The sequence below is a fragment of the Bradyrhizobium sp. DOA9 genome (genome assembly GCF_000617845.2).
In the GTDB taxonomy this organism is placed as follows: Bacteria; Pseudomonadota; Alphaproteobacteria; order Rhizobiales; family Xanthobacteraceae; genus Bradyrhizobium.
Window position 1 is genome coordinate 2,058,120 of record NZ_DF820425.1, and the last position, 14,447, is coordinate 2,072,566.

Annotated in this window: 15 protein-coding genes; 6 read left to right on the forward strand and 9 right to left on the reverse strand. The window is 64.6% G+C overall.

Annotated elements, in window-relative coordinates; translation table 11 throughout:
• Nucleotides 1-144: 144 nt before the first annotated feature.
• Complete coding sequence (locus tag BDOA9_RS09515; protein WP_025033704.1) at nucleotides 145-1,590, reverse strand: TAXI family TRAP transporter solute-binding subunit; 1,446 nt, start codon at nucleotides 1,588-1,590, stop codon at nucleotides 145-147.
• Nucleotides 1,591-1,981: 391 nt separating this feature from the next.
• On the opposite strand from BDOA9_RS09515, the gene BDOA9_RS09520 reads away from it, so the two are divergent.
• The 3 genes from BDOA9_RS09520 (at nucleotide 1,982) to BDOA9_RS38755 (ending at nucleotide 4,283) form a co-directional block, all read left to right on the forward strand.
• Nucleotides 1,982-2,329 (forward strand): DUF3307 domain-containing protein, encoded by a 348-nt coding sequence (locus tag BDOA9_RS09520; protein WP_042336451.1) that lies wholly within the window; start codon nucleotides 1,982-1,984, stop codon nucleotides 2,327-2,329.
• A gap of 168 nt (nucleotides 2,330-2,497) precedes the next feature.
• Nucleotides 2,498-3,652, forward strand: a complete 1,155-nt coding sequence (locus BDOA9_RS09525) for an IS4 family transposase (RefSeq protein ID WP_025033706.1) — start codon at nucleotides 2,498-2,500, stop codon at nucleotides 3,650-3,652.
• A gap of 232 nt (nucleotides 3,653-3,884) precedes the next feature.
• On the forward strand, nucleotides 3,885-4,283 hold the full coding sequence (locus BDOA9_RS38755) for a hypothetical protein (RefSeq protein WP_025033707.1): 399 nt from the start codon (nucleotides 3,885-3,887) through the stop codon (nucleotides 4,281-4,283).
• Here the strand turns inward: BDOA9_RS38755 and BDOA9_RS09535 are convergent.
• The gene (locus BDOA9_RS09535; protein ID WP_025033708.1) at nucleotides 4,280-4,594 is read right to left on the reverse strand and encodes a YkgJ family cysteine cluster protein; all 315 of its coding nucleotides are present in this window, start codon (nucleotides 4,592-4,594) and stop codon (nucleotides 4,280-4,282) included. The genes BDOA9_RS38755 and BDOA9_RS09535 overlap by 4 nt on opposite strands.
• 5 nt (nucleotides 4,595-4,599) lie before the next feature.
• Nucleotides 4,600-5,298 (reverse strand): helix-turn-helix transcriptional regulator, encoded by a 699-nt coding sequence (locus BDOA9_RS09540; protein ID WP_025033709.1) that lies wholly within the window; start codon nucleotides 5,296-5,298, stop codon nucleotides 4,600-4,602.
• Nucleotides 5,299-5,411: 113 nt separating this feature from the next.
• On the opposite strand from BDOA9_RS09540, the gene BDOA9_RS09545 reads away from it, so the two are divergent.
• The gene (locus BDOA9_RS09545; protein WP_025033710.1) at nucleotides 5,412-5,690 is read left to right on the forward strand and encodes a hypothetical protein; all 279 of its coding nucleotides are present in this window, start codon (nucleotides 5,412-5,414) and stop codon (nucleotides 5,688-5,690) included.
• A gap of 38 nt (nucleotides 5,691-5,728) precedes the next feature.
• Nucleotides 5,729-6,457, forward strand: a complete 729-nt coding sequence (locus tag BDOA9_RS09550; protein ID WP_025033711.1) for a glutathione S-transferase family protein — start codon at nucleotides 5,729-5,731, stop codon at nucleotides 6,455-6,457.
• Nucleotides 6,458-6,635: 178 nt separating this feature from the next.
• On the opposite strand, the gene BDOA9_RS09555 is transcribed toward BDOA9_RS09550, so the two are convergent.
• From BDOA9_RS09555 to BDOA9_RS09580, 6 genes are all read right to left on the reverse strand, one after another.
• Nucleotides 6,636-7,787: an ABC transporter substrate-binding protein gene (locus tag BDOA9_RS09555; protein WP_025033712.1), complete on the reverse strand. Its 1,152-nt coding sequence runs from the start codon at nucleotides 7,785-7,787 to the stop codon at nucleotides 6,636-6,638.
• Between the two features lie 90 nt (nucleotides 7,788-7,877).
• A complete protein-coding gene (locus tag BDOA9_RS09560) occupies nucleotides 7,878-8,297 on the reverse strand; it encodes an acyl-CoA thioesterase (RefSeq protein ID WP_025033713.1) in 420 nt (139 codons plus the stop codon).
• A gap of 10 nt (nucleotides 8,298-8,307) precedes the next feature.
• Nucleotides 8,308-9,069, reverse strand: a complete 762-nt coding sequence (locus tag BDOA9_RS09565; protein WP_025033714.1) for an SDR family NAD(P)-dependent oxidoreductase — start codon at nucleotides 9,067-9,069, stop codon at nucleotides 8,308-8,310.
• Between the two features lie 25 nt (nucleotides 9,070-9,094).
• Nucleotides 9,095-10,978: a feruloyl-CoA synthase gene (locus tag BDOA9_RS09570; protein WP_025033715.1), complete on the reverse strand. Its 1,884-nt coding sequence runs from the start codon at nucleotides 10,976-10,978 to the stop codon at nucleotides 9,095-9,097.
• Nucleotides 10,979-10,988: 10 nt separating this feature from the next.
• The gene (locus tag BDOA9_RS09575; RefSeq protein WP_025033716.1) at nucleotides 10,989-11,798 is read right to left on the reverse strand and encodes a crotonase/enoyl-CoA hydratase family protein; all 810 of its coding nucleotides are present in this window, start codon (nucleotides 11,796-11,798) and stop codon (nucleotides 10,989-10,991) included.
• A gap of 117 nt (nucleotides 11,799-11,915) precedes the next feature.
• A complete protein-coding gene (locus tag BDOA9_RS09580) occupies nucleotides 11,916-12,761 on the reverse strand; it encodes an SDR family NAD(P)-dependent oxidoreductase (RefSeq protein WP_025033717.1) in 846 nt (281 codons plus the stop codon).
• Nucleotides 12,762-12,942: 181 nt separating this feature from the next.
• Between BDOA9_RS09580 and BDOA9_RS09585 the strand changes: the two genes are divergently transcribed.
• Nucleotides 12,943-14,439, forward strand: a complete 1,497-nt coding sequence (locus BDOA9_RS09585) for an aldehyde dehydrogenase family protein (protein WP_025033718.1) — start codon at nucleotides 12,943-12,945, stop codon at nucleotides 14,437-14,439.
• Nucleotides 14,440-14,447: the final 8 nt, after the last annotated feature.

The following is a 14,447-nucleotide window of genomic DNA, read 5'->3' on the forward strand; positions in this document are numbered from 1 at the left end:
GCTATGGTGATGCGCCGCAGAGCCGGGGCCCATGTGGCAACAGATACCGTGGTCGGTTCCTGGGTCCCCGGCTCGGTGCTGCAAGGACTTCGGCATTGCAGCTTGTCCGGAACACGAAAGTTTCTCGTTGCCCAATCCCGCGGATCAGGCGCTCTGGGCGGTCTTCACCACCACGACATTGCTGTCGTCCGGCGGGGCCGGGACGGCATCGCGCACCGTCTTGTCAGCCTCGCCGGCATGACGTTTCAGATAGTCGCGGCGCATGCCGATCTCGTCGCGGACGAATTCGTAGCCGAGCTTGAAGGTGTCGAGCCCGTCGGTACTGATCGTGCCGTCCCTGAGGCCGATGACGGCACCGCGCAAGATGGTCTCCAGCTCATCCTGGAGACATTCGAGTTGATCCAGCGAGTGGGCGTGCTCGATCCGCTCGCCGATGTCGAGGATGGCGGTCGAGAGCTCGCTCGCCTTCTCCGGCGCGATGCGGGTTATCTTGGCGTAGATCGCGGCGAAGATCGAGCCGATGACGCTGAGCGCTACGGCGCCCAGATACATCAGGTCGCTGTACTTATCCATGAACGACTTGGTGTCGTCGTTGATGTAGTCGGCGGCGCCCCGATGCGCGATCACGAAGGCGTCCTTCTCCACCGAGGCCGGCTCGATCCTGGTGGCAAAGCCGTTGTCGAGTCCGAGCGCCGACTTGTTCTCGTAGAGGATGCGGGCGAGCTCGCCGGCCGTGGTCGGGGACATCCGGGATTGCGCGACCAGCAGCCATTCGAGACCGATCGTGTCGAGATCGTCGTCGGGAATCTGCGGGGATGTCGATATCGAGCCCGCGGTCACGGTCTCGTCGGAAATGCCGGGAAATCTGCGCGCCAGCGTCTTGGCTTCCTCGATGGCGTTCAGCGTGAAGCCGCCGCGCTTGGCGGCTTGCTCATAGGACTTGTCGCGGATCGCCTTCGAGGTGTGGACGATCGCGATCACCGCGCTGAAGCCGTTTGCCGGGGCGAACAGCTTGTCGAGCGTTGCGCCCTGCGGCGCCATCTGGATTTTCGCAGCCTCGGGGCCCTCGGGGACGTCGAGGATGCTGCGCACGAAGGCGAGCGAGGCTTCGTTGTCGGCGACGACAGCGACTTTCTTCTTCTTCAATTCGGCCAGCGACTTGATCTTCCTGTTGCCGGGACCGAGCAGGAGCACGAGATCGCGCTCGAGGATCGCGAGCGTGCGCGCCCGCAGCGGCACCTTTGCGTCGGTGCGCAGCACGGCGAGGTCGGCCTGCTTGCGGTCGAACTGCGCGAGCGCCTTGGCATTGTCGGGGTTGCTGACGATGTTGATCCGGAAGCGCGATGCGTTGTTCTTCAGGAGGGCGGCGAGCTTGGCCGCGAACAGCGCCTCGTCGCTGTTGGGGCCGCCGACGGCAAAGGTCAGCGTCTCCGAATTGTGCACCAGCGTGCGCCCGGCCCAGACGGTGGCAAGCGACAGCAGCAGGGTCAGCACGACGTAGAGCAGAACCTGCTGCTGGTTGGTCTTGATCACCTTGGGGCGCCGGGGCGGCGGCCCGGTCGGCGATGCAATGGGGCCTTCAGTACTCATGGCACTCTGGCCTTTGGCTGGCGGCGGCGCGTGCTTGGAGGCGCAGCGGGCCCGGCAATTCGTAAACGCCTGAAAAAATAACGATATTCTCGATGGCCGATGATAGCGCGGAGGCAGCGGAATGCAAATTTCGAGCCGGAGGTAACGTTACTCGATCCGGACGCGGCGATTGGTCATCCTATCACCAGTTAGCCACACTTGGCGATTTTCCGGTTCCACCCGGCTGCATTCCGTCGCGGGAGATGTCATAAATCACGCGTCCCGGCGATTTGACCGGTCCAAGAAGAAGTTGCGCTGAACGCTCCAATTCTTCTCGTCACGTCAATGAGGCGTCAGCTTGTCGTTCCCATCCATGTCATCGGCGATTCCGGTCGAAGCGCTCATTGGCTGGATGTTGCTGCTCACCTTCAAGCACGTCATCGCCGATTTCGTTCTTCAGACCGCCTGGATGGCGCACGGCAAGGACCAGAAGCATGGCTGGGCCCTGCCGCTCCTGGTGCACTGCCTGGTCCACCTGGCCGTCGCGCTGCCGCTGATCGTGATCGTGGCGCCGAGATTCTGGTTCGTCGCCTTCATCGACTTCGTGATCCACATCACGATCGACCGCGCCAAGGGATTCGTCTCGGCCAATTTCGGCGTCGACCTCGCCCATCCCTGGTTCTGGACCCTGATCGGCGTCGACCAGGCGCTGCATCACCTGACCGGCTTCGGTCTCTCCATCTTCATGGCGGCGAACTGACTGCTGCGGCCCAGTGCAGGGCAATCAGCGTCGGTACAAAACGCTCGTCATGCCCGGGCTTGTCCCACGGCTGTCCGGTTTAATTTTCGTGGACAGGGCGCATGGCGTGGATTCTTCTACGGTCTTGAGCATCGCCAAATGTTCGAGACACGCCAGGAGAGTCCCGCCATGCGCCACCACAATACAGTATTTCACGGCATTCTGAACTTGGTGCCGTGGGGTGTTCTGGACCGGCTTGTGGACAGGTACCAGGCCAATAAGCGGGTGCGGCGGCTCAGCACACAGGATCAGTTTGTTGCGATGCTGTACGCGCAGCTTTCGGACGCCCAGAGCCTCCGATCGATCGAAGCATCCTTCGAGAGCCATGCCGCACGGCTCTACCATCTCGGAACCAAAGAGCTGTCGCGCTCGACCTTGGCTGACGCCAACGCCAGGCGGTCCAGCGCGGTCTTTGCCGAACTGTTGGCGGTGCTGATGGGCCGCTGCGAACGTGATCTTGCCGATAAACTGGCCGAAGCGGTGTATCTGGTCGATTCGACCGGCTTTCGGCTGAACTCTCTGAGTTCCGATTGGGCGCGGTTTTGCTCCGGCGTGCATGGGGTCAAGCTGCATATCGTCTACAATCCCGACAGTGAGCGTCCGAGCTTCGCCGAACTGACGCCCGCCAACGTCAACGACATCACCGTCGCCAAGGCCATGCCGATCCGCCCCGGGGCCACCTATATCTTCGACCTCGGCTACTACGATTATGGCTGGTGGGCTGAGCTCGACGCTGCGGGATGCCGCCTGGTGACACGGCTCAAGGTCAACACGCCCCTGAGCGACACGATCGAGAACAAGCTGCCTGAAGGCTCCTGCGCGCTCTCCGACCGCATAGGTCTGTTGCCTGCACGGCAAGCAAAGTCCCGCAAAAACCCCTTCAGGGATCCGGTGCGCGAGATCACGGTTCGCACCGAGACCGGCAAGATCCTGCGCATCGTGACCAATGATCTCGATGCCCCGGCCGACGAGATTGCTGAACTCTACAAGAGGCGCTGGCAGATCGAGCTGTTCTTCCGCTGGGTCAAGCACACTCTCAAAATCCGTCACTTCTTCGGCACGTCCGAGAAAGCCGTGCGCATCCAGATCGCCATCGCGCTGATCGCCTTCCTGCTCTTGCGTGCGGCCCACAAAGCACAACAAAGCGTCGAGAACCTTCTGATCTTCACCCGCCTGGTCGCTCAAAATCTCATGCAGCGGCGGCGGATCGATCACCTTCTCGACCCACCGCCCCCAATTATCAAAAATGACCGCCAGATGAGCCTAAGACTATGCCAAGTTTAAACCGGACAGCCGTGGGCTTGTCCCGGGCATCCACGTTCTTCATGCCGCGCGGCGAGGCGTGGATGGCCGGGACAAGCCCGGCCATGACGCTGTGGTGGCGTTTGCGCTGCGCTCCACTGCGTCCCCTCCGTTCGCGGCCGACGCGCAACCACCCCGGGTGACTACCGCCCGGCGTGGTTAACCTTTCGTTAGAGAATTGCGCTGCATCTTCCGCACACGAGGGAGAACTGCAATGTTTTCAAGCCGCGACGCCTTTGAAAGCGATTTCTGCCCGGTCCGCGACGAGCTCCTTGGCGAGATGTATCGCGCCAGTGAGAGTGGCCTGCCGAGGCTGGTTGAGAGTGTTTCCCCTGACGCACGCGCCAGGCTGGCGCTGTTCTGCTACCGCCGCAGCCATTTGCACTCGCTGGCGGTCGCGATCGCAGCGAGCTGCAGCGAGCGCGACCTGATCGAGCACGGCGGCCGGGTCGGCTCGACGCTCTTCGCGCTGTCGCGCGAAGGCACCGCGAAAGCTTCGACGTCGCTGACCGGTGGGCGCAAGCCGATCACGCTGTCGACCAAGCCGCTCTCGGTGCTCGCACCGCTCGATGACGAGCTCGACGACGAGATTGGCGAAGCGGTTCCGGCCTAAGAGATCTCGATAACGGGCAGGCCGAACTTCCGCCGCGCCATCGCGCATTCGGCGTCGCCCGGCATGCAGGTGCGGCACACCTCCGGCCGCACGTCGTAGATGCCGCAGGCCGTCATCTTTCCGATCTCGCCTTGCAACGCCGCGCAGCGATCGCCCTCGCAGCGCATGCCCGACTGCCGGTCGTTGACGAGCGTCGCCGGGATCAGCGCAAGCTCCGCCTCGCTCTCGATCGAGAAGCGCGGCCAGTTCTGCGAATAGCCGCAGCAGGCACCGCAGCCCTGGCAACAGCTCGACAGCTCGCTCTCGTCCATCGTCCTCACGTGTCCTTTGGCGGACCCCAGACCAGGCTCTGCCGCCATCTCGCGCGCAGCACGTCGCGCCTTTCAGGATATTTCTCGTCGAGATAAGTCGCCTCGACCACGCGGTCGGTACGGAAGCTGCGGAAGTCGCCGCGCAGCTCGCACCAGGCCGCCAGCAGCCGGACCGCTTCGAGATAGCCGACCGAGATCGGCCAGATCATGCGTTCGCTGGGGCGGCCCTGCTCGTCGCGATAGCGCAGCATGATCTTCTTGCCTTCGTGGATCTGGGTGCGGGTGCGCGCCATGTCCAGGCGGTCCGGTTCCCGGTTCCAGCTCGGCCGGGCCCGGCTCGCCGGCTCCAGCACGAAGGGGCGCAGGCGCTCCGGCACGGTGTCGGCGATCTTGGCCATCAAGTCTTCGGCCGCGCGGGCCAGCGCGGAATCGGCGTGCCCCGCGACCCATTGCGCGCCCAGCACGGCTGCCTCGATCTCGTCGGGCGTCAGCATCAGGGGCGGCAGGTCGAAACCCTTTTCCAGGATGTAGCCCATGCCGGCTTCGCCGCGGATCGGCACGCGCTGGCCGATTAGGGTCGCGATGTCGCGATAGATGGTGCGCTTCGAAGTCTCCAGCTCGGCCGCGATCGCGTCCGCCGTCAGAGGCTTACGCGTGCGTCTCAGCACCTGGATGATTTGAAACAGCCGGTCGGCGCGTCTCATGACAATTCTCTTCTCGAACGATGGATCAGAAATCGGCGCGCGGCTGCTGACAGGATGTTGGCAGCAGGGGGGTTCTATACCGGGACAACACATCGACTGAAGAGGATTTGTCCATGATCATTCCAACCCATTTCGGCCAGGCCGGCCCGTTGTGGCGGAGCCAGCCATTCCACGTCCAGGCATGGCAGGCCTGGGCATTCAGCCGCCTCGTCTCGCTTGATGCCACGACAATTGTCGACCTCCGCCTTGCGCTCGCGACCGCCGCGACGCGCTCGCTGGTCCATGCCGCGGATGCGCTGGTCCGCCATGTGATGGGCCGCGCCTGGCGCGGGGCCCGCTTCGCAGAAGATATCACGGCTGCTGCCACCATGGTGGCAGCAGCCGGCCGCTAGGTTCCTTCCACTCGTTCGACAGGTTCAGGAGAGCTTGCATGATCACGCTTTACGGCTTCGGCGCCGGCTTCGGCCTGCCGGAAATCAGCCCCTTCGTCACCAAGACCGAGGTGCAGCTCAAGATGTCGGGACTGCCTTACCGGAAAGAGCGGGCGATGCCGCCGGCCTCGCCCAAGGGACAGCTGCCCTTCATCGACGATGGCGGCGAAGCGGTGGCCGATTCCACCTTCATCCGGGCCCATATCGAGCGCCGCTACGGCTTCGATTTCGACGCCGGCCTCTCCCTGGCCGAGCGCGCGCAGGCCTGGGCCTTCGAGCGCATGATCGAGCATCACGTCTATTGGGCGCTGGTCGGCGCGCGCTGGGTCGATCCGGTCAATTTCGCCAAGGGGCCCGCGCATTTCTTCGACGGCGCGCCGGAGCACAATCGCGAGAAACTGCGCGAGGATGCGCAGTTTCGCGTCGCCGAGAACTATCTGCTCTCCGGCCTCGGCCGCCATGCGCCGGATGACGACGTCGATCTCGCCGTGCGTTCGCTGTTCGCATTGTCGGTGCAGCTCGGCGACAAGGCGTACCTGATGGGCAACAGGCCCTGCGGCGTCGACGCGACGGCCTTCGGCATGCTCGCCGGCGTTCTCTCGCCGTTCTTCGAATCCGCCTTGCGCGAGCGCGCCGAGGGATTTCCGAACCTCACAGCCTATGTCGACCGCATGATGGACGACTATTATCCCGAGTTCGCCTGGACCCCGCTGCGGCAGGCGGCTTGAGGCGCGACGCATCCGCTTCGTCATGCCCGGGCTTGTCCCGGGCATCCACGTTCTTCGCGTCGCGTGACAAGGCGTGGATGGCCGGGACAAGCCCGGCCATGACGATCTCAGTGCAAGCCTAGAAGCAAAAGAGCCGGCCCATCGGGCCGGCTCTCGTCGTCTCAAATCTTGACGACGCTTACTTCACCAGCGTGTACTTGCCGTCCTTCACCGTGAGCAGGATGCGCGAGCGGTCGTCGAGGCCGTAGCGATCCTTTTCGGTGAAGTTGTAGACGCCCTGGCTCGCCGCCAGCTCCTTCTCCGTCAGCAGCGCCTGGCGGATGGCTTCGCGGAATTCCGGCGTGCCGGGCTTGGCCGTCTTCAACGCCGCCGGAATGACGCGCTTGAGGATCTCGAACGCATCAAAGGAATGGCCGGCGAACTGGCTGCGGCTGTTGGGGCCGTACTTGGCCTCGTAGGCGGAGTTCAGCGCGAGGCCCGGCTTCTTGGTCAGCGCGCTGTCCGGCTGTTCCTCGGGGGCCATGACGGGACCCGAGGCCATCAGCACGCCTTCCGCCGCTTTGCCGGCAATGCGGATGAAGTCCATGCTGGCCGCGCCGTGGGTCTGGTAGATCAGGCCCTTGTAGCCGCGTTCGCGCAGCTCGGTCTGCGGCAGCGCGGCCGCGGTGCCGGAGGCGCCGACCAGGATGGCGTCGGGATTGGCGGCGACGAGCTTCAGCACCTGGCCGGTCACCGAGGTGTCGGGACGGGCGAAGCGCTCCTCGTCGACGATGGTCATGCCCATTGGCACGGCCTGCGCCTTCAGGTCGTTGAACCACAGGTCGCCGTAGGAATCGGAATAGCCGATGTAACCGAGCGTCTTCACGCCCTTGGCCTTCATGTGGTCGTACAGCACCTTGCCGACGATCGGAATCGGCTGCGGCATCGCCACCGACCACTTCATGCGCTCCGGCGTGATCGGGAACGGCGCCAGACCGAAGTGCGGGATACCGGCCTCATTGGCGACGTTGGAGACCGCGATGGTCGGCGGCGTCAGCGCCGAGCCCATGATGATGTCGGCCTTGGATTCGGTGACGAAGCGGCGGGCGTTGGTGGTGGCGGTGGTGGGGTCGCCGCCGTCGTCGAGCACGATCACCTTCAGCGGCACGCCGCCGATCTCCTTCGGCACGAATTCCAGCGCGTTGCGCTCGGGAATGCCGAGTGCCGCGCCTGGGCCGGTCGTGGTGGTGGTGATGCCGATGGTGACTTCGCTGGTCTGGGCCAGCGCGGGCAGCACCGGCAGGGCCAGCGCAGCCGCAGTGATGGCAGCGGTCAAATAAAAGCGTTTCATCTATTCCTCCCTTGACGTGTTTATTTGAAAGCAGAAATCGCGGGGTAATTCAGCCCCCTCTTTTGGTGATGGGGCGATTTAGCTCCGAACTTAGCTCCCCGTGAACTTGGCTACCATTTCCGCCGGGAATGGTGCGGATTTCAGCTTGTCGTGGTTATCGGGATCGCGGCCGACCAGGACGCGGGTCTCGAAACCCTCGATCGCGAGCGCCTCGCCCTTGTAGACGTCGTGCTTCACCTCGAAGCTCGAGCGCTTGATGCTCTCGATCCTGGTCTCGATGGTGATCCAGTCGCCATAGGTCGAGGGAATGTAGAACTTGGCCCGCGTGTCGACCATGGGGATGCCCACCAGGCCGTATTTGCGGACCAGGTCCTGCTTGGAGAAGCCGGCGACCTCGAACAGGGTCGAGGTCGAATCGTCGAACATCGCGAAATAGCGCGGGTAATAGACGATGTTGGCGGGGTCGCAATCGCCCCACTGGATCTGGACCTCGCGCCGGTTCACGAACATGGGCGGCGCCTTACTTCGGCGCCATGCGCAGCGAGCCGTCGAGGCGCACGACTTCGCCGTTCAGGTAGGCATTCTCGACCATGTGCAGCGCGAGCGCGGCGAACTCGTCGGCCTGGCCGAGCCGGCGCGGGAAGGGGATGGCGGCGGCGAGCGAGTCCTGGGCCTCCTGCGGCAGGTTGGCCAGCAGCGGCGTCAGGAACAGGCCGGGCGCAATCGTCAGCACGCGGACGCCGAACTGCGCCAGCTCGCGCGCGATCGGCAGCGTCATGCCGACGATGCCGCCCTTGGAGGCCGAATAGGCGGATTGGCCGATCTGGCCGTCATAGGCGGCAACGGAGGCGGTGTTGATGATGACGCCGCGCTCGCCGGTCGCCTGCGGCTCCAGCTTGGACATCTCGGTGGCGGCAAGGCGCAGCATGTTGAAGGTGCCGATCAGGTTGACCTTGATCACCTTGTCGAAATCGGCGAGCGCCATCGGGCCGTCGCGGCCGACCACGCGCTTGGCAACGCCGATGCCGGCGCAATTGACCAGGACGCGCGCCGGGCCATGGGCCTTGGTCGCCTGCGCGATCGCGGCTTCAGCGGAGGCGGCATCCGACACGTCGCAGGTCACGGCGACGCCCTTGATCTCGGCGGCAACGGATTCCGCAAGCTTGGTGTTGAGGTCGCACACCGCGATCTTGGCGCCCTGCGCCGCCAGCTTTCTTGCGGTAGCCGCGCCAAGTCCCGATGCACCGCCGGTGACGATGGCTGCCTGATCCTTCAACAACATGGCGTTCTCCTTTGGCGATATTTTTCTAGGCGACCGATATCACACGGTTCGACGGATTGGCAGCGTAGAGCTCCTCAATCAATTCGGTGCGGTGCTCCAGCACGGCGCGCTGGTTGATCGAGCCCTTGTCGGTGACCTCGCCCTTGTCGATCGACAGCGGCATGTCCATCAGGATCGCGCGCGTGATCCGTGTCGAGGAGCCCGTGGCCTGGCTGAGGAAACGGGTCAGGCGCTCGCGAAACGCCTCGCGCACCAGCCGGTCGCGCGTGGCGACGACGAGATCGTCGGTCGGTAGCGTCGGATTGATCAGCCGGCAGCCGTCGAGATCGAGCACGACGAGGGCAGAGATCTCGTCACGGTTGATGCCGGCGATGACGACGTCGCGCACCAGCGGCGCGCAGGCCGCGGTGAGGCGCGCGCGCAAGGGGCCGACGCTGACCCAGGTGCCGCTGGCGAGCTTGAAGTCTTCGCCAACCCGGCCGTCGAAGTCGAAGCCGGCATTGAGATCATCGGGGTCGGCCGGTTTGAGCGCGTCGCCCATCATGTAAAATCCTTCCTCGTCGAAGGATTTTGCGGTGATGTCGGGCTGGCGCCAGTAGCCGGGCATCACGTTCGGCCCCTTGGCGCGCACCTCCAGCTTGCCGTTGTTCGGCACCAGCTTGGCGTCGTTGCCGGAGACGGGCAGGCCGACATGGCCGGAGCGGCTGGTGCGCGGATTGACCGACATGAAGAACGGCGCGGTCTCGGTCGCGCCGAGACCGGTCAGCATCGGCACGCGATAGCCCTTCTCCTTCGCCGCGAGCTCATCGAGGCTGTTCCAGACGAACGGCGACAGCGCCGCGCCGGAGAAGAACATCGCATGCAGCCGGTCGAAGAACTTGGCGCGCAGGCCCTGGTCGTCGCGCAAATAGGGCAGCAGCGATTCGTAGCCCTTGGGCACGTTGAAATAGACCGTCGGCGAAATTTCCCGCAAGTTGCGCACGGTCTCCTCGATGCCTCCAGGCACCGGCTTGCCGGCGTCCAGATACATCGAGCCGCCGTTGTAGAGCGTCAGGCCGATATTGTGATTGCCGCCAAAGGTGTGGTTCCACGGCAGCCAATCGATGATGACCGGCGGCTCGTCCTTCAGGAAAGCGAGGGTCTCGCGCAGCATCACCTGGTTGGCGCAGATCATGCGCTGGGTGTTGATGACGGCCTTGGGATTGCCGGTCGAGCCCGAGGTCAGCAGGAATTTTGCGATCGTGTCGGGGCCGATCCTGCCATGGACGTCGTCGAGATCGCCACGGATCGGCGTCGCCATGAGATCGGCGAGCAGGGTGATGTCGCGGCCCGGCACGTGGCCATAGGACGCGGCGATCTCGGTGCCGAGCGAGACGTTGGCGGCGAGCGCATCGGCGAACTTGTCGGCATCGTCGGCGAAGACGAGGCCCGGCGTCAGCAGCTTCATCAGATAGGACAGCTTGCCGTAATCCTTCGACACCAGCGAATAGGCCGGCGAGACCGGGCAGAACGGAACGCCGGCGTAGAACGCGCCGAACGCCAGCAGCGCGTGGTCGATCGAATTGCCCGAGAGGATGACGACCGGCCGCTCCGCCGACAGGCCGCGCTGGATCAATGCCGAGGCGATGTGCCGGCTCGCGGTGAGCAGCTCGGCATAGGTGATCTTGCGCCAGCCGCGGCCGGCCTCGCGCTCGGCCATGAAGACGCGGTCCGGCGTCGTCGTTGCCCAGTGATGCAGGCGGTCGGTGATGCGGACCGGATAGTCGCCGAGCGGCTGCTTCGGCCGCAGGTAAATCGTGCCGTCGTCGCGCCGCTCGATGTTGACGACGGGATCGCCGAACGAGATGGGCCGCAGCGGGAAATTGCCGGCGCCGCGCTCCATGCCGGAAGAGGACGGCTGCGCGCTCATGACTTTGGGCTCATGATTTGGGCTTCACCTTCGCGGTCTTATGCTCGAGGAATTCGCGGATCCGCCGCTTGGCCTCCTTGTCGCTTTGCGCGACGGTGGCCATCAGCGACTCCATCAACAGGCCGGCCTGCGGATTGGCCTCCGCGATCATCGGCAGCGCCTGGAGCACGGCGAAATTCGTCAGCGGGGCGTTTGACGCCACCTTGGTCGCAAGCTCCAGCGCCTTGCCGAGCCCGTTGCCGGCCTCCGTCAGATATTGCGCGAAGCCGTAGGACGCGCCCTCAGTCGCGCTGTAGACGCGTCCCGTCAGCATCATGTCCATCATCCGGGCAACGCCGATCAGCCGTGGCAGCCGCACCGAGCCGCCGCCGCCGACGAAAATGCCGCGCTGCCCCTCCGGCAGCGCGAAATAGGTCGAGGGCTCGGCGACGCGGATATGGGCCGCGCAGGCAAGCTCCAGCCCGCCGCCGATCACGGCGCCCCGGAGCGCTGCGATCACGGGCACGCGGCTGTACTGGATGCGGTCGAACACCCGGTGCCACATCTGGGAGTGCAGCAGCCCGCCGGTGGCGTCGTGCTCGGTCAGTTCCGAGAGGTCGAGGCCACTGGAGAAATGGTCGCCGATGCCGTGGATGACGACCGCGCCGATATCCTCAGGCAGGTTCGCAAAACACTCGCCGATTTCCAGGATGATGCCGTCATTGAGCGCATTGCGCTTGGCCGGCCGGTTCAGACCCACGGTCAGAACCCGGTCCGTCCGCTCGATGCTCAAAAGCCCGGAGGCGCCCGCGTTCGCGGTCTCGGCGTTTCCCTGTGTCATTTGCGTCCTTGTCAGAATAGTTATGTTGTATAACGAATTTTGGGGGAGTCAAGGTGGGGCGCAGCCGGGTGGCCGGGATCCTCCCTCACCCGGGGCGAGCGACAGAGCGGTGCGGGCCTACTCTCGCGTCACAAACTTCGCGAACGCATCGGCGTAATCCGGGTGCCAGCGCGACAATGGCGGGCGGTTCTCCACGATGTCGCCGGCTGCCCACAGCATGCGCTTCTCGTCGAGCGCGCGCGGCACGTCGTTGTCCGGGCAGAGAATGTAGAAATCGCCGGCCTCCAGCCGCGCCAGCATGAAATCGACCGTCTGCTCCGGCGTCCAGGCGCCGGCCGGTTTCTCGGTGCGGCCCTTCGCGGTGAGGCCGGTGAAGACGAAGCCGGGGATCAAGAGGTGTGCCGTGACGCGACAGTCCTTCGTGTTGCGCAATTCGTGCTGGAGCGCTTCGGTGAACGCTTTCACGCCCGCTTTGGAGACGTTGTAGGCGGGATCGCCCGGCGGCGTGGTGATGCCCTGCTTGGAGCCGGTGTTGATGATGAGGCCGTATTTGCCGCGCGCGATCATGTTGGGCGCGAAGATGCGCGAGCCGTTGATGATGCCCCACATGTTGACGGCGATGATGCGCTGCCAATTGTCCGGCGCGTCGAACAACGTGCTGCCGGGCTGAATACCGGCATTGTTCATGAGGACGTCGGTGCCGCCGAACTGCTCCCGGACGGCGCGCTCGAGTTCCGTCACGCTCTCGATCCTGCTGACATCGACGACCGAGCTCATCACGTTTGCGGCAGACGTGAGGGATGACAGTTTTGTTGCAGCTTCTGCCAGGCGCGTCTCGTCGACATCCGCGATACACACCTTCATTCCAGCGCGCGCAAAGGCTGCGGCGGCGGCAAATCCGATGCCGGCTGCGCCACCCGTGATCACGGCAACATTGTCCTTGACGATGGCGGGATGTGACATGGATCGTCTCCGTGGAAGGCCCTCAGTCGAGCTATAACATGGCAGTGATGCGACCCTGCACAAGTCGGCATGGGAGGTCTTCGTTCCGCGCTGCCTTTACGCTGATCAGGCACGGCTGTATCCTCTGCACAACGATCCCGCCCAGATCGAACCAACCAATCACCTGACAGGGAGTGCAGCCATGGCTGTGTCGCAGGCTATTCCGATCGCGCGCCATCCGTTCGCCAACGGGTCCTACAAGCAGATGCTGATCGACGGGAAGTGGGTCGATGCAGCCTCGGGCAAGCGCTTCGAGACCCGCAATCCCGCCACCGGCGAACTGCTCGCAACCGTCGCCGAAGGCGACAAGGAAGACATCGATCGTGCGGTCGCGGCCGCGCGCCGCGCCTTCGAAGGTCCGTGGAGCAAGGTCAAGCCGTTCGAGCGGCAGAACCTGCTTTTGAGGCTCGCCGACCTCGTCGAGAAGAATTTCGACGAATTGTCGCAGCTCGACACGCTCGACATGGGCGCGCCGCTGAGCCGCACTCGTGCCTACCGCCTGCGCGCCGTCGGCATGCTGCGCTATTACGCCGGCCAGACCACCGCGATTCACGGCGAGACCATCGAGAACTCGCTGCCCGGTGAGATCTTCTCCTACACGCTGAAGGAGCCGGTCGGCGTCGTCGGCGCCATCATTCCCTGGAACGGTCCGCTGACCGCGACGATCTGGAAGATCGGCCCGGCGATCGCGACCGGCTGCACCGTGGTGCTCAAGCCGGCCGAAGAAGCGCCGTTGACCTCGCTGCGGATCGCCGAGCTCGCAATGGAAGCGGGCGTGCCGCCCGGCGTCGTCAACGTCGTTCCTGGCTATGGCGAGACCGCGGGCGCGGCGCTCGCCTCGCATCACGACGTCGACAAGGTCGCCTTCACCGGCTCGCATGTGACGGGCCAATCGATCATCCGTGCTTCCGCCGGCAACCTCAAGCGCGTCTCGCTCGAGCTCGGCGGCAAGTCGCCGGACATCGTGTTCGCCGATGCCGATCTCGATGCCGCCGTGCCGGGCGCGGCGATGGCGGTGTTCGCCAATTCGGGGCAGATCTGCAGCGCCGGCACGCGCTTGTTCGTAGAGCAGTCGATCTACGAGGAGTTCGTCGGCCGCGTCGCCGAGTTCGGCAAGAAGCTGCAGGTCGGCAACGGCCTCGATCCCAACGTGCAGATCGGCCCGCTGGTCTCCGAGCAGCAGCTCGAGCGCGTCACCGGCTATCTCGATATCGGCCAGAAGGAAGGCGCCAAGGCGCTCGCCGGCGGCGGCCGCGTCACCGAAGGCGCGTTGTCGAAGGGCTTCTTCGTCTCGCCGACGGTGTTCGCGGGCGTTGAGGACAACATGCGCATCGCGCAGGAGGAGATCTTTGGCCCCGTCATCTCCGCGATCGCGTTCAAGGACATGGACGAGCTGGTCAAGCGCGCCAACAACACCACGTTCGGCCTCGGCTCCGGGCTGTGGACGCGAGATGTCAGCAAGGCCCATGCGGTGGCGAAGTCGCTGCGCGCCGGCTCGGTGTGGGTCAATTGCTACCAGGCGATGGATCCGGCTGTGCCGTTCGGCGGCTACAAGATGAGCGGCTATGGCCGCGAATCCGGCAAGCAGCATGTCGAGGAATATCTCAACGTAAAGGCCGTCTGGATCAAGACGGCCTAGTGTCCCTC